The organism is Microbacterium sp. UCD-TDU (assembly GCF_000340625.1).
GTDB lineage: Bacteria > Actinomycetota > Actinomycetes > Actinomycetales > Microbacteriaceae > Microbacterium > Microbacterium maritypicum.
This window is the reverse complement of sequence record NZ_KB454446.1, coordinates 880,377-897,564: the sequence shown is the minus strand read 5'-3', so window position 1 is coordinate 897,564 and position 17,188 is coordinate 880,377. Positions and strand designations below refer to the sequence as shown.

The 17,188-nt window shown below is 68.7% G+C and carries 17 protein-coding genes; 9 read left to right on the top strand and 8 right to left on the bottom strand.

Annotated features, from left to right (window positions below; all coding sequences use genetic code 11):
• Positions 1 to 83 precede the first annotated feature (83 nt).
• The 4 genes from D514_RS27215 to D514_RS27200 all read left to right on the top strand — a co-directional run bounded on the left by D514_RS27215 (position 84) and on the right by D514_RS27200 (position 4,833).
• Entirely contained in the window at positions 84 to 953 is an 870-nt protein-coding gene (locus D514_RS27215) for a sugar phosphate isomerase/epimerase (protein WP_017829494.1), read from the top strand.
• A 188-nt stretch (positions 954 to 1,141) separates the two neighbouring features.
• Positions 1,142 to 2,644: a sugar ABC transporter ATP-binding protein gene (locus D514_RS27210; RefSeq protein ID WP_017829493.1), complete on the top strand. Its 1,503-nt coding sequence runs from the start codon at positions 1,142 to 1,144 to the stop codon at positions 2,642 to 2,644.
• Positions 2,644 to 3,678, top strand: coding sequence for an ABC transporter permease (locus D514_RS27205; protein ID WP_017829492.1), 1,035 nt, complete (start codon positions 2,644 to 2,646; stop codon positions 3,676 to 3,678). Before D514_RS27210 ends, D514_RS27205 begins: the two co-directional genes overlap by 1 nt.
• A gap of 156 nt (positions 3,679 to 3,834) precedes the next feature.
• Complete coding sequence (locus D514_RS27200) at positions 3,835 to 4,833, top strand: ABC transporter substrate-binding protein (RefSeq protein WP_017829491.1); 999 nt, start codon at positions 3,835 to 3,837, stop codon at positions 4,831 to 4,833.
• A gap of 70 nt (positions 4,834 to 4,903) precedes the next feature.
• Here the strand turns inward: D514_RS27200 and D514_RS27195 are convergent, their stop codons facing one another.
• The 7 genes from D514_RS27195 to D514_RS27165 form a co-directional block, all read right to left on the bottom strand.
• Entirely contained in the window at positions 4,904 to 5,200 is a 297-nt protein-coding gene (locus D514_RS27195) for a putative quinol monooxygenase (RefSeq protein WP_031205714.1), read from the bottom strand.
• Between the two features lie 70 nt (positions 5,201 to 5,270).
• Positions 5,271 to 6,242 carry a phosphotriesterase gene (locus D514_RS27190; RefSeq protein WP_017829489.1) on the bottom strand — a complete coding sequence of 324 codons (972 nt, stop codon included), beginning with the start codon at positions 6,240 to 6,242 and terminating at the stop codon, positions 5,271 to 5,273.
• Complete coding sequence (locus D514_RS27185) at positions 6,242 to 7,204, bottom strand: shikimate dehydrogenase (RefSeq protein ID WP_017829488.1); 963 nt, start codon at positions 7,202 to 7,204, stop codon at positions 6,242 to 6,244. The genes D514_RS27190 and D514_RS27185 overlap by 1 nt, the downstream gene beginning before the upstream one ends.
• Positions 7,201 to 8,223 carry a phosphoglycerate dehydrogenase gene (locus tag D514_RS27180; protein WP_017829487.1) on the bottom strand — a complete coding sequence of 341 codons (1,023 nt, stop codon included), beginning with the start codon at positions 8,221 to 8,223 and terminating at the stop codon, positions 7,201 to 7,203. The genes D514_RS27185 and D514_RS27180 overlap by 4 nt, the downstream gene beginning before the upstream one ends.
• Positions 8,199 to 9,689 carry a xylulokinase gene (gene xylB / locus D514_RS27175; RefSeq protein ID WP_017829486.1) on the bottom strand — a complete coding sequence of 497 codons (1,491 nt, stop codon included), beginning with the start codon at positions 9,687 to 9,689 and terminating at the stop codon, positions 8,199 to 8,201. Before xylB ends, D514_RS27180 begins: the two co-directional genes overlap by 25 nt.
• A gap of 9 nt (positions 9,690 to 9,698) precedes the next feature.
• Positions 9,699 to 10,274 (bottom strand): glucose-6-phosphate isomerase family protein, encoded by a 576-nt coding sequence (locus D514_RS27170; protein ID WP_017829485.1) that lies wholly within the window; start codon positions 10,272 to 10,274, stop codon positions 9,699 to 9,701.
• A gap of 191 nt (positions 10,275 to 10,465) precedes the next feature.
• A complete protein-coding gene (locus tag D514_RS27165; protein ID WP_017829484.1) occupies positions 10,466 to 11,002 on the bottom strand; it encodes a CGNR zinc finger domain-containing protein in 537 nt (178 codons plus the stop codon).
• Positions 11,003 to 11,041: 39 nt separating this feature from the next.
• Here D514_RS27165 and D514_RS27160 point away from each other — a divergent pair, with 39 nt between their 5' ends.
• From D514_RS27160 to D514_RS27140, 5 genes are read left to right on the top strand one after another with little or no spacing between them, the layout of a single operon-like run.
• Positions 11,042 to 12,067, top strand: a complete 1,026-nt coding sequence (locus tag D514_RS27160) for a DMT family transporter (protein WP_017829483.1) — start codon at positions 11,042 to 11,044, stop codon at positions 12,065 to 12,067.
• A 34-nt stretch (positions 12,068 to 12,101) separates the two neighbouring features.
• Positions 12,102 to 12,767 carry a GntR family transcriptional regulator gene (locus D514_RS27155; RefSeq protein WP_017829482.1) on the top strand — a complete coding sequence of 222 codons (666 nt, stop codon included), beginning with the start codon at positions 12,102 to 12,104 and terminating at the stop codon, positions 12,765 to 12,767.
• 3 nt (positions 12,768 to 12,770) lie between these two features.
• Entirely contained in the window at positions 12,771 to 14,297 is a 1,527-nt protein-coding gene (locus tag D514_RS27150) for an MmgE/PrpD family protein (protein ID WP_017829481.1), read from the top strand.
• Entirely contained in the window at positions 14,297 to 15,199 is a 903-nt protein-coding gene (prpB, locus tag D514_RS27145) for a methylisocitrate lyase (protein ID WP_017829480.1), read from the top strand. The genes D514_RS27150 and prpB overlap by 1 nt, the downstream gene beginning before the upstream one ends.
• A gap of 2 nt (positions 15,200 to 15,201) precedes the next feature.
• Positions 15,202 to 16,335 (top strand): bifunctional 2-methylcitrate synthase/citrate synthase, encoded by a 1,134-nt coding sequence (locus tag D514_RS27140; RefSeq protein WP_017829479.1) that lies wholly within the window; start codon positions 15,202 to 15,204, stop codon positions 16,333 to 16,335.
• A gap of 9 nt (positions 16,336 to 16,344) precedes the next feature.
• On the opposite strand, the gene D514_RS27135 is transcribed toward D514_RS27140, so the two are convergent.
• Positions 16,345 to 16,929, bottom strand: coding sequence for an antibiotic biosynthesis monooxygenase (locus tag D514_RS27135; RefSeq protein WP_017829478.1), 585 nt, complete (start codon positions 16,927 to 16,929; stop codon positions 16,345 to 16,347).
• Positions 16,930 to 17,188: the final 259 nt, after the last annotated feature.

Genomic DNA, 17,188 nt, shown 5'->3' with positions numbered 1-17,188 from the left:
ACGTAGCGTGACTCGCACGCCGGAGTTGCAACGTGCCAACTCCGGGACGGCGACGGTGCCGCACACCCGCTGCGAGAGGTCTCATGAACATCGGCTGCCACGGGCTCGTCTGGACGGGGAACTTCGATGCCGAGGGCATCCGTCTGGCTGTGCACAAGACCAGGGAGGCGGGGTTCGATCTCATCGAGTTCCCGCTCATGGATCCGTTCACGTTCGACGTCTCCGTCGCGAAGGACGCGTTGGAGGAGTACGACCTCGCCGTCAGTGCTTCGCTCGGACTCTACGAGGAGACCGATGTCACCAGCGCCGACCCGGCGGTCGCGGCGGCGGGCGAAGCGCTTCTGATCAAGGCCGTCGACGTGCTCGCCGACCTCGGCGGAGAGCATTTCTGCGGGGTGATCTACAGCGCCATGAAGAAGTACATGGAGCCCGTGACACCTGAGGGTCTCGCGAGCAGCAAGGCCGCGATCGCACGGGTGGCCGATCATGCGGCCGTGCGCGGGGTGTCGGTCTCGCTCGAGGTCGTGAACCGCTACGAGACGAACGTGCTCAACACCGCACGACAGGCCCTCGCCTACATCGCCGAGGTGGATCGCCCGAATCTCGGGATCCACATCGACACGTATCACATGAACATCGAGGAGTCGGATATGTTCACGCCCGTTCTCGATGCGGCACCGGCGTTGCGCTACGTGCACATCGGGGAGAGCCACCGCGGCTACCTCGGCACCGGAACGGTCGACTTCGACACCTTCTTCAAGGCGCTCGGGCGCATCGGCTACAACGGCCCGATCGTGTTCGAGTCGTTCTCCTCGGCGGTCGTCGCGCCTGACCTCAGTCGCATGCTCGGCATCTGGCGGAACCTCTGGAACGACAACGACGAGCTCGGCGCGCACGCCAACGCGTACATCCGCGACAAGCTCGTCGCGGTCGATTCGATCCGCCTCCACTGATCGGAATCCCGGGGGAAGGGGAGCGGAAGATCAAGATGTCATTACAGGTCTTCCCAATCTCTCCGACCTTAGATACATTTAGATACAACTTGCGCTGGCCATGGCGCAGGACGCAGAATTGATCCGATGTTTGCGGCGGAATGATCCGCCGACATCGAAGCAGAACCTTCAAGGAAGCAGGTGAGCGCATGAGTGGACCCATCCTCCGGGTCGAGGGGATCAGCAAGGGATTCCCCGGCGTGCAGGCGCTGAAGGACGTGCACCTCGAGGTGCACGCCGGCGAGGTGCTCGTGCTCGTGGGCGAGAACGGCGCGGGAAAGTCGACGCTGATGAAGATCCTCTCCGGGATCTACACCAAGGACGAGGGCACGATCACGTTCGAGGGTCAGGAGGTGGAGCTCACCAGCCCCCTCCAGGCGCAGGAGCTCGGCATCACGATCATCCATCAGGAGCTCAACCTGATGCCCGATCTGACCGTGGCTCAGAACATCTACGTGGGGCGAGAGCCCACCACCGGGCCGTTCCTGTCGGAGCGCAAGCTGAACGCGCAGACCGCGGAACTGCTGCAGCGCCTGGACATCCATCTGAACCCCCGGCAGCTCGTCGGCGAGCTCACGGTGGCCGAGCAGCAGATGGTCGAGATCGCCAAGGCGCTGTCATTCAACGCCAAGGTGCTCATCATGGACGAGCCGACCTCCGCCCTCACCGACACCGAGGTCGAGACGCTCTTCGTGCTGATCGAGCAGCTCAAGGCGCGCGGCACGGGGATCGTCTACATCTCGCACCGCATGGACGAGCTGCGCCGTCTGGCCGACCGGGTGACCGTCCTCCGTGACGGCACATACATCGGATCACTCGACAGGTCCGAGATCACCATCCCGACGATCATCGAGATGATGGTCGGACGTGTGATCGACGAGGGGACCCGTCCGCAGGCCCGAGAGCACGCGAACGATCCCGTTGTCCTTGAGGTGCAGGGTCTGTCGACCAAGAACCTCCTGAAAGACGTCTCGTTCCAGTTGCACAAGGGCGAGATCCTCGGCTTCGCCGGGCTCATGGGCGCCGGACGCACCGAGACCGCGCGTGCCGTGATCGGCGCCGACCACCGCGACAGCGGCACGATCGCGATCGACGGTCGCACAGTGCGGATCGCTCAACCAGCCGACGCCGTGCAGCACGGCGTCGGATACCTCTCGGAGGACCGCAAGCTCCTGGGCCTCATGCTCGAGCAGGATGTGACGTTCAACACCGTGCTCGCCTCGCTCGGCTCCTACGCCAACGCGATCGGCTGGATGGGCGACAGCAAGGCGAAGAACCGCACCAAGGAGTACGTGCAGCAGCTGCGCGTGAAGACCCCCTCGGTCAACCAGGTCGTCAAGCTCCTCTCCGGAGGGAACCAGCAGAAGGTCGTCATCGCCCGGTGGCTGATGCGCGACTGCGACATCCTCATCTTCGACGAGCCGACCCGAGGGATCGACGTCGGCGCGAAAGAGGAGATCTACCGCCTCATGCAGCAGCTCGCTGACGCAGGCAAATCCATCATCGTCATCTCATCCGAGCTCCCGGAGATCCTCCGTGTGGCGAACCGCATCGCGGTCTTCGCCAACGGCCGCATCACCGGGACGCTCCGCAACGAGGAAGCAAGCCAGGAGAAGATCATGCAACTCGCAGCCCACGGGGAGGAAGACTGATGAGCGCTCCGCAGCAGCCCGGATCGTCGACGACGACGATCATCCAGACCGCCGTGAACGAGAACACCGACAAGAGAGACGTCGGCGCGTTCCTGAAGCGGCAGTTCCAGCAGTCGCTGGCGTTCGGCACGCTCATCGTGCTGATCATCTTCTTCTCGATCGCCAGCCCCAACTTCTTCACCTTCAGCAACATCGCCACGGTGCTGCTGTCGACCGCCGTCATCGGCATCCTCGCCCTCGGCACCACCTTCGTCATCATCACCGGAGGCATCGACCTGTCGATCGGCACCGGCATGGCGCTGTGCGCCGTGATGACGGGTGTGTTCGTGACGAATATGGGGCTCCCGGTCTGGGTCGGTGTCATCGGCGGCATCCTCACCGGTGTGCTGATGGGCCTGATCAACGGTGTGAACATCACGTTCCTCCGGCTCCCGCCGTTCATCGCGACCTTGGCGATGATGATGATCGCCGGTGGCCTCGCCCTCGTGATCTCGGGCGTCGCGCCGATCTACTTCTCGACGTCGGCCCCCGACTTCAAGAAGATCGCCCTCGGCGTGATCATCCCCGGCATCCCGAACGCCGTTCTCGTCACCGCCGTGCTCGCGATCATCGCGTACCTCGTGCTGTCGAAGACGCTGCTCGGCCGGTACACCTTCGCGATCGGCTCGAACGAAGAGGCCACGCGCCTCTCGGGCGTCAACACGCGCCGCTGGACGATCCTGATCTACATGTTCGCCGGGGCGTTCACCGGCGTCGCTGGCATCGTCATCGCCTCCCGCCTCGACTCGGCGCAGCCGCAGATCGGCACCGGGTACGAGCTGCAGGCGATCGCTGCGGTCATCATCGGCGGAACCTCGCTGCTGGGCGGACGCGGATCGATCCTCGGCACCGTGATCGGCGCCCTCATCATGAGCGTGCTCGTGAACGGTCTGCGCATCATGTCGATCCAGCCCGAATGGCAGAACATCGTCGTCGGCGTGGTCGTGCTGCTCGCGGTCTTCCTCGACTCGCTCCGCAACCGACAGCGCACCTGAGACCTGGACGGCGACGAAACCCGTGCCCGTCGTCGTCCTCCGGCCACGGCCGGCTTCCGCGGAGACATCCGCACAGGCACCTGGAATGTCCACAGCGCCGGCTCGTCCGGCATCCACACAGAACAAACCGAGTCGTACCCAAACAATGGAGTTTTCATGAAATTCGGGAAGAAGACCGCACTCGTGGCCCTCATGGCCGCATCCGCACTGGTGTTCGCCGGCTGTGCCGGTGGCGGCGACGTGATCGAGGAAGGCTCGAGCAGTGGAGGCAGCAGCGATGGCGAGATGTACATCGCCATGGTCTCCAAGGGCTTCCAGCACCAGTTCTGGCAGGCCGTGAAGAAGGGCGCCGAGGACAAGGCGAAGGAGCTCGGCGTGAAGATCACGTTCGAGGGTCCTGCCGCCGAGACCGAGATCGCCGCGCAGCTGGAGATGCTGACCGCAGCGATCGACAAGAACCCGAATGCCATCGCCTACGCCGCCCTCGACCCCGAGGCGTGCGTCGCCCCGCTCGAGCAGGCCAAGGCCAAGGACATTCCCGTGGTCTACTTCGACGCCCCCTGCAACGGCGATGTCGGGCTCAGCCTGTCGGCCACCGACAGCAAGGTCGCCGGCGCGCTCGCCGCCGAGCACATGGCCGAACTGATCGGCGGCGAGGGCCAGGTCGCGATCGTCGGCCACTCGCAGATCAACTCCACCGGTGTCGAGCGTCGCGACGGCTTCGTCGACAAGATCAAGGCGGACTACCCCGACATCGAGATCGTCGACATCCAGTACGGTGACGGCGACCACCTCAAGTCGGCCGACATCGCCAAGACCCTGATCGCGGCCCACCCCGACCTCAAGGGCATCTACGGCACCAACGAAGGCTCCGCCATCGGTGTCGTGAACGCCGTGAACGAGCTGGGCCTCGAGAAGGGCAAGATCACGATCGTCGGCTTCGACTCCGGCGCCGCGCAGATCAACGCCATCAAGGACGGCACCATGGCCGGCGCGATCACGCAGGACCCGATCGGCATCGGCGCACAGGTCGTGCAGGCCGCGTACGACGCCGCGAACGGCAAGTCGGTCGAGAAGTTCTACGACACCGGCTCGTACTGGTACGACAAGACCAACATCGAAGACCCGAAGATCGCGGGCGTGCTCTACGAGTGACACCGCATCGTCGAAGAAGCCCCTCACCTTCGGGTGGGGGGCTTCTTCATGTGGGAGTGATGGTCGAAGGTCAGAGGCGGCGGAGGAAGGTGAGCTGCGACGACGGTTCGACGATCAGCTCCTGCAGCGCCGCGTTGAAGGGCACTCCGGCGGGGGCGGCGATGTGCGCCTGGAAGGCCGCTTCGTCGCGATAGACCTCGTAGACGAAGAACCGGTCGGGGTCGTCGACGAGTCGGGTCGCATCGAAGACGATGTTGCCCTCCTCGGCGCGCACGACCTCGGCGAAGTCGCGCAACAAGGCCGCCACACGGTCGCCCGTTCCGGGCTGGGCGGTGAAGGTGGCGTGCAGGATGGTCGGCTCGGACACGGTGTCTCCTCGGGGGTGTCGGGAGTGGAGGCGGATGCTCATGGTCATGCTCGTGCGCAGGGAGAGGAGGTCAGGGCGCGAGGGTCAGCATGCGGGCCGGGGTGGTCACGAGCATCCGGTGCACGGCCTCGTCTCCCACTGCCGCGCGCAGGCGCGGGAGGTAGCGGTCGCCGAGGTAGGCGAGTCCTGGCATGCCGCCGTAGGCGATGTACCGCGTGCGCCGGGCGACGTCGCCGCCGAGCACGATCCGGTCGCCGGCACCGCGCTCCACCACCGCGACGGTCAGCGCGAGCAGCTCGGCGTCGGAGCGGGTGCGTGGACGCGCGAAGCCGTCATAGCCGAGGTGGGCTCCGCGTTCGGCGAGCGACACGTGCAGACCGGGGTCGGGGTCGCGGTCGGCGTGCGCGAGCACCACACGCCCAGCGGGCACCCCCTCGGCGTCGAGCAGGTCGAGCACCTCATGGGCCGCGGTGCCGAACTCCAGATGCACCATGACCGCAGCGCCCGTCGCGCGGTGCGCCTCGGCCACGGCGATCAGGGTGGTGCGCTCGAACGCACTGATGCGCCAGTAGTCGGCGCCGCCCTTGAGTAGACCTGCGCGCACGGGGCCGCCGTCGGGTGCTGCGGCGAGGGACACCTCGGGCGTCTCGAAGATCTCCCCGTCGTCCGCGGGCATCCCGCGCGTGATGTCGGCGATGAAGAGGGCGGCCAGACGCTCGGCGGTCCACACCTGCATCGGGTGGTCCGCGCCGTAGTGCGCCTCTCGGTGCCGGCCGGTCGTCGCGACGATGTGCAGTCCGGTCGTCGCACTGATCCGGGCCAGGGCTGCGGGGTCGCGGGCGAGGCCGAACGGTGTGGCATCCACCATCGCCTCGAACCCGCTCGCCTGCAGCAGGGCTGCTTCCTCGCCCGAGGCGTTCTCGTCGTCGAGCTCGTCGCCCGGGAGCAGCGGCGATACCTGGAACAGGTGCTCGTGATAGTCCACCCGCCCGAGCAGCGCCGGGGCGATGTCGCCGAGCACCGAGCGGACGACGGGGGACATCAGCGCACCGACTCCGCGGCCTCGGCGAGTCGCTCGACGATCTCGGGCGTCAGGTCGAGATCGAACACATCGGCCACGACCTGCGACCAGCCGTGGATGAAATACCGCCAGCCGTCGACCACGTGCAGCCCGCGATCGGACGCCTGCGCCTCGGCCTGATGGAGGAACTCGAGCGTGCCGCGGTAGTTGAACTCCCACGCGTACGCGCCCTCGGGGAACACCACGGCGTCGGTCAGAGGAGAGCCGGGCCGGTCTTTGCCGAGCCCCGTCGCGTTGGCGATCACCGATCCTGCGGGGGCGGCGGCCACCAGCGCGTCGGCATCTTCGGCGGAAGCGGTCACCACGTACTCGATCAGCCCCTCGCGCGTGCCGTGCTGGCGGTGCACCTCGCGCAGGTGATCGAGCTTGTCCTGCGTGCGGGCCGTGACCGTGATCTTCGCCGGGGCGTCTTCGCGTTCGGCCAGTGCCCAGCTCAGGGCGGTGCCAGAGCCTCCGGCGCCGAGGATCACGACCGCGGCCCCCGAGCGGGCGAAGTGGTCGGCGGGGAGGAAGTCGTTCAGGGCGAGGTCGACAGTGAGCGGGTCCTTCGCCCGCCCCGACAGGACCGGGCCCCGTTTGGAGATGCTGGAGATCTCGGAGCACGACACCGCGAACGGGTCGAGCTCGTCGAACAGGTCGGCGGCCGCGGCGTACACGTTCATCTTGTGCGTGGTCACGAGCGCCCCGCGGTGATGCGGGTCGTCGCGGATCTGCTCGACCATGGCGCGGTACTGCGCGGGCTCGGCATCCATCGGCAGGTCGTGGCCGACCAGGGTGCGGGTCGGCAGGCCCAGGATGTCGGCCCAGAGCGGGAAGACCTTCATGATCGACGATGACGCGGTGGTCACCCCGACGAACCCCATGTAGTCGGCGGATGCCGTGGCCGGCGTCGCGGCCTCTGTGCGGACGGCGTCGATGGTCATCGGGTCTCCTCGGGAACAGGGACGGGGTCGCGGACGGGGATGGAGGCGTTGGGCACGGGGTGGGCGGGCTCGGCACCCGACAGCACGGCGATCACGTCGGCGAGCGAGAGGGAGCCCATGTTGTCGACGGCCTGCGTGGTCTGCGCGCCCAGGTGCGGGGTGACGATGACGCGGTCGGCGAGCTCAGGTGCGAGCAGCGGACTGTCATGTGCGGCCGTGTCGCCGTCGAGGGTGTCGGCCGCGTAGCCGGCGAGGATGCCGTCGTGCAGCGCCCGTGCCACGGAGGCTTCGTCTATCAGGTCGCCGCGGGCGGTGTTGACCAGCACGGTTCCCGGCCGCATGTCGGCCAGACGCTCGGCGTCGACGAGCCGCTGGCCTCCGGGGGCGTGCAGCGTGATGACGTCGGCGCGGCGGAACAGGTCCTCGAGCGCGACGGGTTCCGCACCGAGGGCGCGCACCACATCGTCGGGCAGGAACGGGTCGGCGGCGAGCACGCGCGGCCCGAAGCCGCGCAGTCGCGCAGCGACCCCCTGGCCGATCCGTCCGAAGCCCACGATCCCGACCGTGGCGGCCCCGAGCTCCCGCCCGCGACGCACGCCCCAGTCGCCGGCGCGCACGCGGCGGTCGCCGTCGGGGACGAAGCGAAGGGCGGCGAGCATGAGCCCGACCGCATGGTCGGCCACCGCATCGGCGTTGGCGCCGGGAGTGTTGGTCACCGGGATGCCGCGGTCTCGCGCCGCCGCCAGGTCGACCGACTCGGTGCCGACGCCGTAGCGGGCGACGACCTTGAGCTTCGGAGCCGCGGCGAGATGCTCCTCGGTGACCGCGCCGGTGCCGGCGATCCACGCATCGGCGCCGTGCAGCAGCGACCGCAACTGGTCGAGGTCGTGGTGCGCCGGACCGCGGAGGATGCGGTGTCCCGCCTGAGCGGCGCGTTCCACCAGATCCAGGTCGCCGTCCGAGAACGAGCGGCTGGTGACGAGGATGACGCCCATCAGCGCGGCCGTCCGGCGAACCACGGCGCGAGGGCCGTGTAGGCGTCGACGAAGCGGGCGTGACGCTCGGCGTAGACGGCGTGGCGCCCGGCATCCGGGGTGAACTCGGCGGTGACCTCGCTCAGGGCGCGGGCGGCAGAGAAGTCGGTGAGTCCGAGCCCGACCGCGGCGGTGACCGCGGCGCCGAGGCTGTTCGCCTCTTCCACGATCGTGCGTCGGCGCACCGGCACTCCCCACACATCGGCGAGCACCGAGAGGTACACGTCGCTCTGGGCTCCGCCGCCGACGGCATCGATGCGGTCGATCACGGCGCCTGATTCACGGAACGCCTGGATGCAGCTGAGCAGGTTGAACGCCGTGCCCTCCAGCACGGCCCGCACGAGGTGCGCCCTGCCGTGGTGGCGGGCCAGCCCGACGAACGCGCCCCGGGCATCCGGGTCCCACATCGGGGAGCGTTCGCCGAGCAGGTAGGGGAGGAAGTAGAGGTCGTCGGTGTCGACGTCGGCGGAGGCCTCGGCCGTCAGCCGCGCGGTCTCGGGGTGCGCGGGGTCGGGGGAGAGCGCCTCGGCGATCCACTGCACGGAGGCGCCGCCGGCCTGCATGGTGGCGGTGGGCACGAACGAGCCGGGAACGACGTTGTCGAACGTGAACGTGCGCATCGCGGGGTCGCGCAGCGGGGCGTCGGCCGCGAACGAGATCCACGACGAGGTGCCCAGGCACACGTACGCACCGTCTTCCGGGGCGACGACACCCGAGCCGACGGCGGCGAGCGGTCCGTCGCCGCCACCCATCACCACGCGCACTCCCGTGTGGAGTCCGAGAGCAGCGGCGGCGGCATCGGTCAGTATGCCGGCGATCTGCGTGGATTCCAGGATCTCGGGGAACAGTGCGGGATCGAGGCGCGCGGCCTGCAGCACCTCGTCCGACCACGTGCCGCGCGCCTGGTCGTAGGCGTTGGTGCCGGATGCATCGGAGCGGTCGGTCGCGAGGCGTCCGGTCAGGCGCAGCACGATGAAGTCCTTCGCGACGCACACCCGTCGCACGCGCGCCCAGGTGTCGGGCTCGTTGTCGCGCACCCACATGATCTTCTCGACCGAGTAGGTGGGGTTGAGGCGGTGCCCCAGGATGCCGTAGGCACGCTCGGCGCCGATCGCGGCCTCGAGTTCGCGTTGCTGGGCGCCGGCCCTGGTGTCGGCCCAGATGATCGCCGGACGGGCGGGTTCGCCGTCGGCATCGAGCAGCACGGCCCCCATCATCTGGCCGCTGACCACGAGTCCGGCGATGTCGGTCGCGGCCGTGCCGGTGCGCGCGATCAGGTCGCGCGTGGCGGCGACGACCGCGTTCCACCAGTCCGCAGGGTTCTGCTCGGCGACCCCGCCCGCGGCGAAGTGCGCGGGGTAGGGGACGGTGACCGAGGCGACGAGACGGCCGTCGTCATGATGCAGCGAGGCCTTGTTCCCGGTCGTGCCCAGGTCGTGCGCGATGATCATGGCCGGAGCCTATTCCGCGTAGGGACGCAGGTCGACGCCGGAGGCCGCGCGATAGGCACGCGAGCCCATTCCGTGCTCCAGCACCCAGCCGTAGTCGTGCCCTGCTCCTCCCGGATACACCGCGAGGAAGGCGTAGGGCTCGTCGCCGGTGTTGACCGAGCGGTGCGCCCAGCCCGGCGGGATGTAGCCGATGGTGCCGGGGAGCATGTCGAGCCATTCGGTGCGCTCGCCGTCGAACATGAGCAGGCCGCCGCGGCCCTGCAACGCCAGGTAGATCTCGCCCTGGTGGTTCGGGTGCTGGTGCCCCTTGGTCATCCAGAGCTCGCCGCCGGTGTCGCCGGGCATGATCGTGGTGATCGACTGCGGCAGCTCGCGGTCGGCCTCTGGCACGGGGGAGCTGACGACCGTGTAGACGACGGGGTTCTCGCCGGCGGATGCTTCGGCCCAGGCCTCGGCGTCGAGGAAGAGCCCCTCGAGGTCGGACATCCGCCGGGTGAGGGTCGGCCCCTCGGGTGAGAGCGTCAGCTTCTCGGCGTCGAAGGCGATCGCCATCGGAGAGATCGGCGGGGTGTGGAACTCGGGCATCGGTGCTCCTCGTAACGGTGCTGCGGCGCTGCGCAACCTGTAATGACAAGTTCACTGTACCTGTTATGACAGGTTGCGTCCAGAGGTGCGTGCCTGTTGCCGCTTCGGTCGCCGTTGATGCCGCCCGATCGTGAAGAATCCGGCAGGAAGTGCGACCTGAGCGCGGAGGGGCCGTCGGCGTCAGTGCCGGGTCACTCGGCGGTGCGCCTCGCGCGGTACGCGGCGACGGCGTTGCGGTTCGCGCACGTCGTGGAGCAGTAGCGCTTCGAGCGGTTGCGCGAGAGGTCGAGCGCGATCGACTGGCAGGTGTCGTCGTCGCACACGGAGAGGCGGGAGCCCTCGTCGGCGCGGATGACGTCGATCAGGGCCATCGCGGTCTCGATCAGGATGCGCTCCGCGAAGGGTTGCTCGTCGGCGACGGCGTGCAGGTGCCAGTCCAAGCCGTCATGCCGACGCAGCGCCGGGGTGAGCCGGGACTCCGCGAGCGCGTCGTTGACGTGCGCGGCCATCTCGTCACGCGGTGCCAGCAGCATGGCGCGCAGGCGCGGACGCAGGTCGCGCAGCGAGGCGACCTCGACCTCATCGCGGTCGAGGCGTCCGGTGTACGGGAACTCGCGCAGGAAGGCGTGTTCATCGTCGAGGTCGGTCAGCGTGTCCGGCTGTTCGGCGGAGTTCGCGAGCCAGACGGCGGAACGCAGCGCCTCCTCCGTGTCATCGGTGAAGATCATGTTGACATCTTACAGCGCGCGCGAGTAGCGTCATCGATCATGAGCAAGGTGAGAAGTGACACGGTGGTCTCCTCCGCACGAGGCGTGCGCCTCGGGCTGCCGCTCGCGCTCGCCGCGGCCTTCGCCTTCGGCATGTCGGGCGGATGGGCGCGAGGGCTCATCGATGCCGGATGGACGCCCGGGGCCGCCGTGACCGCCCGCATCTGGGTGGCCGCTCTCATGCTGCTGATCCCGACGATCCTGTCCCTCCGAGGGCGGTGGGTGCTGCTGCGGCGCAATGCCGGCATGATCCTCGCCTACGGACTGCTGGCGGTCGCCGCGACCCAGCTCTTCTACTTCCAGGCCGTCGCTGTCATGGACGTGGGTCTGGCTCTGCTCATCGAGTACACCGCCCCGGTCGCGGTGTTGCTGTGGCTGTGGCTGCGAAGGGGTGAGCGGCCGACCCGCCGCAGCATCCTCGGTGCGGCCATCGCCTTCGTCGGGCTCGTGCTCATGCTCGACATCCTCACGGGGGCCGACGTGAACGTGCCCGGTATCCTGTGGGCACTCGGGGCGATGGTGGGAGCGGCGACCTACTTCGTGCTCTCGGCCAAGGCCGACACGGGGCTGCCGCCCATCGCCCTCGCCGGGAGCGGTCTGCTTCTCGGCGCGGTCGGGCTCACCGTGGCCGGTGCGATCGGCGTGCTGCCGATCGCGTGGACCACCGACGACATCGCCTACCGGTTCGGCAGCGTGCCCTGGTTCGTGCCGGTGCTGGCGATGGGGGTCGTGGCGACCGCACTCGCCTATCTGCTCGGCATCGCCTCCACGCGGATGCTGGGTTCGCGGCTCGCCTCCTTCGTCGCGCTCGCCGAGGTGGTGGCGGCCCTGCTGTTCGGCTGGCTGCTTCTGGGGCAGCTGCCCGACCTGCTGCAAGCGCTCGGCGGCGTGCTCGTGCTCGTGGGCGTCGTGGTCGTGAAGCTGGGTGAGCCCGTCGCGGCGGAATTCGTCGAGCCGATGCCCGCGGGGGATCCGGCGCTTCGTGCGGAGAATGTATACGAGAAGCCGGTTCAGAAAGAGATCTGACCCCCCGAAACCGATTTATGTATACACTGAGGGCATGACCCTCGCCGTGGAACGCACGTCCGCGAGCGATCGCGCGTACGCGGCTCTGCTCGACGACATCCAGTCCGGCACTCTCCCGGCAGGCTTCGTGCTCGGCGAGGTCGAACAGGCCGAGCGCCTGGGGGTGAGCCGCACCCCGATGCGTGAAGCGCTGCGTCGACTCATCGCGGATGGGCTCGTCGTGCAGCAGTCGCCGCGGGTCACCGTGGTCGCCGATCTGGATGCCGACGACATCCGCTCCCTCTTCGAGATCCGCCGCGCGCTCGAGGAGAGCTCAGCCCGCCTCGCCGCCACCAGGGGAGACGCCGCCCTGTTCGCCGCACTCGCCGACGAGTTCGCGCACGTCGACCTCGACGCCGTCGAAGGCCGTGACGCCTACTACGCGCTGATCGCCCGCTTCGACGCCGCGCTCGACGCGGCCGTGGCGAACGACTACATCGCCTCGGCGCTGCGCACCGTGCGCACCCACCTCGTGCGTGTGCGCAGGATGGCTCGCGACAAGCCCGCCCGGCTCGCCGCCTCTGCCGCCGAGCACCGCACCATCGCCGAGGCGCTTGCCGCCCGCGACGGCGACCTCGCCGCCCACGCCACGCACGTGCACCTGCACAACGCGCTCACCGGCATCCTCGATTCCCTCGAATCCCGCAACAGTGAAGGATAAGAAATGACCGTCACCCACCACGTCCGTGTGCACCGCAGCGACGAGAACCTCGCCAGGGAAGACCAGCTCGCCTGGAAGATCGCCGAGGTCGCCGCCGACCCGGTCGAGGTCGAGCAGGACGTCGTCGACATGATCATCAACCGCATCATCGACAACGCTTCGGTGGCGGCGGCCTCCCTCACCCGCGCGCCCATCAACGCGGCCAGGGCCCAGGCGTTCAGTCACCCCGTCTCGACCGGCGGCGTCGGTGCGAACCTGTTCGGTGCGGCGCTCGAGCACCGCACCAGCCCCGAGTGGGCTGCCTGGGCGAACGGCGTGGCCGTGCGGGAGCTCGACTACCACGACACGTTCCTCGCCGCGGAGTACTCGCACCCCGGCGACAACATCCCGCCGATCCTCGCGGTCGCGCAGCACACCGGCAAGGACGGTCGCGCCCTCGTGCGCGGCATCGCCACCGGTTACGAGATCCAGATGGACCTCGTGCGCGCGATCTGCCTGCACAAGCACAAGATCGATCACGTCGCCCACCTCGGCCCATCCGCCGCCGCCGGCATCGGCACCCTGCTCGGCCTCGACGTCGAGACCATCTACCAGGCCGTCGGGCAGGGCCTTCACACCACGACCGCCACGCGCCAGAGCCGCAAGGGCGAGATCTCGACCTGGAAGGCGCACGCTCCGGCCTTCGCCGGCAAGATGGCCGTCGAAGCCGTCGACCGGGCGATGCGCGGACAGACCAGCCCCGCCCCCATCTATGAAGGCGAAGACGGCGTGATCGCCTGGATGCTCGACGGCAAGGACGCCTCGTACGACGTGCCGCTGCCCGCCGCCGGTGAGCCCAAGCGCGCGATCCTCGACTCGTACACGAAGGAGCACTCGGCCGAGTACCAGGCGCAGGCGCTGATCGACCTCGCCCGCAAGCTCGGAACCTCGAACCCGGCGCTGCGCGACCCCGCGAACATCGATCAGATCGTCATCCACACCAGCCACCACACGCACAACGTGATCGGCTCCGGCGCGAACGACCCGCAGAAGTACGACCCGACCGCGTCGCGAGAGACGCTCGACCACTCGGTGCCGTACATCTTCGCGGTGGCCCTGCAGGACGGCGGGTGGCACCACGTCGACTCCTACGCCCCCGAGCGCGCGGGCCGTGCCGACACGGTCGCGCTGTGGCACAAGATCACCACGGCGGAGGACGCCGAGTGGACCCGCCGCTACCACTCCGAGGACCCTGCCGAGAAGGCGTTCGGCGGTCGTGTGGAGGTCCGCCTCGCCGACGGCTCGACCGTGGTCGACGAGATCGCCGTGGCGGATGCGCACCCGCTGGGAGCTCGTCCGTTCGCCCGTGAGAACTACATCGCGAAGTTCCGTCTGCTGGCGGAGCCCGTGCTCGAGCCCGCCGAGATCGAGCGGTTCCTCGCCCTCGTGCAGCGCCTGCCGGAGCTGACGGCTGCCGAGGTCGGCGAGCTCTCGATCGTCGCGAAGCCCGGCCTGCTCGAGGCTGCTCCTGCTCCTGCGGGACTGTTCTGATGCTGTACTCCACCGTCACGCCCGCCGAGAAGCGCCGGCTGTTCCGCGAGCGCCTCGCGAGCGGGGAGCTGCTGCGCTTCCCCGGTGCGTTCAACCCGCTGAGCGCGCGCCTGATCGAGCAGAAGGGCTTCGACGGCGTCTACATCTCCGGCGCCGTGCTCTCGGCCGACCTGGGCCTGCCCGACATCGGCCTCACGACGCTCACCGAGGTGGCCGGACGGGCGAAGCAGATCGCCCGCATGACCGACCTCCCCGCGATCGTCGACGCCGACACCGGCTTCGGCGAGCCGATGAACGTCGCCCGCACGATCCAGGAGCTCGAAGATGCGGGCCTGGCCGGCACGCACATCGAGGATCAGGTCAATCCGAAGCGCTGCGGCCACCTCGACGGCAAGGCCGTGGTCGATGAGAACACCGCGATCAAGCGCATCCGTGCCGCAGCCGACGCCCGTCGCGACGAGAACTTCCTCATCATGGCGCGCACCGACATCCGCGCGGTCGAGGGCCTCGACGCCGCGATCGACCGGGCCAAGGCGCTGGTCGACGCCGGTGCCGACGCGGTGTTCCCCGAGGCCATGCGCACCCTCGCCGAGTTCGAGGCCATGGCCGCGGCGCTCGACGTGCCGATCCTGGCGAACATGACGGAGTTCGGCAAGAGCGAGCTGTTCTCGGTCGACCAGCTGCGTGACGCGGGCGTGAACCTGGTGATCTGGCCTGTGTCGCTGCTGCGCATCTCGATGGGGGCCGCAGGCCGCGCACTGGATACTCTGAACGAAGAGGGGCACCTGACCTCCACGCTCAACGAGATGCAGCACCGCGCCGATCTCTACGACCTGATCGACTACGAGTCGTACAACCACTTCGACTCTGGCGTCTTCAACTTCACCATCACGAAGGAGTGACCATGACCGAGCCGGACATCAAGAAGGGCCTCGCGGGCGTCGTCGTCGACACGACCGCGATCTCGAAGGTCAACCCCGAGACGAACAGCCTGCTCTACCGCGGCTACCCCGTGCAGGAGCTGGCGGACACGCAGCCGTTCGAGGCCGTCGCCTACCTGCTGTGGAACGGCGAGCTGCCCACTCCGGAGGAGCTCGCAGCCTTCCGGCTCGAGGAGCGCAAGCACCGGGCGCTCGCCGACAACGTGAAGACCGCGATCGACCTCGTCCCGCTGGATGCGCACCCGATGGACGAGGTGCGTACCGCGGTCAGCCTTATCGGCGCGTCCGACCCCGGCGCCGGCGGCTCGGTGCTCGACGCGGGCGGCAGCCCCGAGCAGAACCTCGAGCGCAGCATCCGCCTGTTCGCCGCGCTTCCCGCGATCGTCGCCTACGGTCAGCGTCGTCGTCGCGGTCAGGAGATCATCGCTGCACGCTCCGACCTCGACTACTCCGCGAACTTCCTCTGGATGACGTTCGGCGAAGAGGCGGACGACGTCGTGGTGGATGCCTTCAACCGCTCGATGATCCTCTACGCCGAGCACTCGTTCAACGCCTCCACGTTCACCGCGCGCGTGATCACCTCGACCCTGAGCGACATCTACTCGGCGGTCGTCGGCGCGATCGGTGCGCTCAAGGGTCCGCTGCACGGTGGGGCCAACGAGGCCGTGCTGCACATCTTCGACGACATCGGCACGGCCGACAACGTCGTGCCGTGGCTCGACAAAGCACTCGCCGAGAAGCGCAAGATCATGGGCTTCGGACACCGCGTCTACAAGAAGGGCGACTCCCGGGTGCCGACCATGAAGGCGGCCCTCGACACTCTCGTGGCGCACTACGACCGTGCCGACGTCGCCGCTCTGTACGACGCTCTCGAGTCGGAGTTCGTGGCGCGCAAGGGCATCTACCCGAACCTCGACTACCCCTCGGGCCCGGCCTACAACCTGATCGGGTTCGACACGCTGACCTTCACGCCGCTGTTCGTGGCGGCGCGGGTGACGGGGTGGACCGCGCACGTGATCGAGCAGGCCGGATCGAACGCGCTGATCCGTCCGCTGTCGTACTACGACGGACCGGACGAGCGGCACGTCGCCGTCTGAGCGTCGCCGTCAGCGGGTGAGCCAGCCCCGCAGGGACCGGGTCACGAACGGCAGCACCCAGTACGCCATGATCGGCGTGAGCACGAGGGTGGTGGTCAGTACCCGCGCCCAGATCGGCAGTTCGTTCCACCCCGGCACGGGGCTCATCGCGTAGGTGAACGCGAGGTTCACGGGGAAGAAGCCCAACCAGATCGAGGTCGCCTGCTTCCACCGCGGGGGCGCGGGGGCGACGGTGACCGTCTCGGTCGTGCCGTCGGCGGACGGCAGCGTGATCGTGCCGGTGGTCGGCTCGTCGAACCAGCCCTCGATACCGGTGCGGCGCTTGGAGCGCTCGCTGCGCACGAAGCCCTGGCCCATCGACAGCCACCAGGCCCGCTCTGCCGACTGCTCCCAGGCGGTGAGCGAGTCCTCGCTCGCGAACCGGTAGAGCATGTGCCACACCTGCGAGTCCTCGCCGGCGCGCACCCAGCCGGAGCCGAGGAAGCCCGGGTACTTCGTCGCGAGGTTCACCCCCGTCTGCACCCAGGCGGTCGCCTCGACGATGCGCTCGGGGTCGACTTCGCGGCGGATGGACACGGTGAGGGGTTCGGACATGGTGGGGTCCTCGGGGAACGGGCGCCCGGGGTCGGGGCGTCGAAGCGGATGCGCCAAGGGTGGCGGCGCACCGTCGATTCTAATTCGGATGCAGCGTGCTCCCGGCCGCTCCCGCCGCCACGAGGAGGACCCCCGCCGACCCGATTCGGCGGGGGTCTCGCGGCGTGGAGCCGCGACGGGAGCGAGAGCGCTCACCGTGTGCGCGGTAGACGTGACACCCGATCCGGTCTGAGTCTCTGTCCGCGCACCTGCAGTTGTA

What these genes read in the sequence shown, in the direction of transcription:
- D514_RS27205 (WP_017829492.1), top strand. Translation starts at nt 2,644, where the DNA reads ATGAGCGCTCCGCAGCAGCCCGGATCGTCGACGACGACGATCATCCAG.
- D514_RS27200 (WP_017829491.1), top strand. Translation starts at nt 3,835, where the DNA reads ATGAAATTCGGGAAGAAGACCGCACTCGTGGCCCTCATGGCCGCATCC.
- D514_RS27165 (WP_017829484.1), bottom strand. Translation starts at nt 11,002, where the DNA reads ATGATCTTCACCGATGACACGGAGGAGGCGCTGCGTTCCGCCGTCTGG.
- D514_RS27185 (WP_017829488.1), bottom strand. Translation starts at nt 7,204, where the DNA reads ATGACCATCGACGCCGTCCGCACAGAGGCCGCGACGCCGGCCACGGCA.
- D514_RS27190 (WP_017829489.1), bottom strand. Translation starts at nt 6,242, where the DNA reads ATGTCCCCCGTCGTCCGCTCGGTGCTCGGCGACATCGCCCCGGCGCTG.
- D514_RS27160 (WP_017829483.1), top strand. Translation starts at nt 11,042, where the DNA reads ATGAGCAAGGTGAGAAGTGACACGGTGGTCTCCTCCGCACGAGGCGTG.
- D514_RS27150 (WP_017829481.1), top strand. Translation starts at nt 12,771, where the DNA reads ATGACCGTCACCCACCACGTCCGTGTGCACCGCAGCGACGAGAACCTC.
- D514_RS27210 (WP_017829493.1), top strand. Translation starts at nt 1,142, where the DNA reads ATGAGTGGACCCATCCTCCGGGTCGAGGGGATCAGCAAGGGATTCCCC.
- xylB (WP_017829486.1), bottom strand. Translation starts at nt 9,689, where the DNA reads ATGATCATCGCGCACGACCTGGGCACGACCGGGAACAAGGCCTCGCTG.
- D514_RS27140 (WP_017829479.1), top strand. Translation starts at nt 15,202, where the DNA reads ATGACCGAGCCGGACATCAAGAAGGGCCTCGCGGGCGTCGTCGTCGAC.
- D514_RS27135 (WP_017829478.1), bottom strand. Translation starts at nt 16,929, where the DNA reads ATGTCCGAACCCCTCACCGTGTCCATCCGCCGCGAAGTCGACCCCGAG.
- prpB (WP_017829480.1), top strand. Translation starts at nt 14,297, where the DNA reads ATGCTGTACTCCACCGTCACGCCCGCCGAGAAGCGCCGGCTGTTCCGC.
- D514_RS27170 (WP_017829485.1), bottom strand. Translation starts at nt 10,274, where the DNA reads ATGCCCGAGTTCCACACCCCGCCGATCTCTCCGATGGCGATCGCCTTC.
- D514_RS27155 (WP_017829482.1), top strand. Translation starts at nt 12,102, where the DNA reads ATGACCCTCGCCGTGGAACGCACGTCCGCGAGCGATCGCGCGTACGCG.
- D514_RS27215 (WP_017829494.1), top strand. Translation starts at nt 84, where the DNA reads ATGAACATCGGCTGCCACGGGCTCGTCTGGACGGGGAACTTCGATGCC.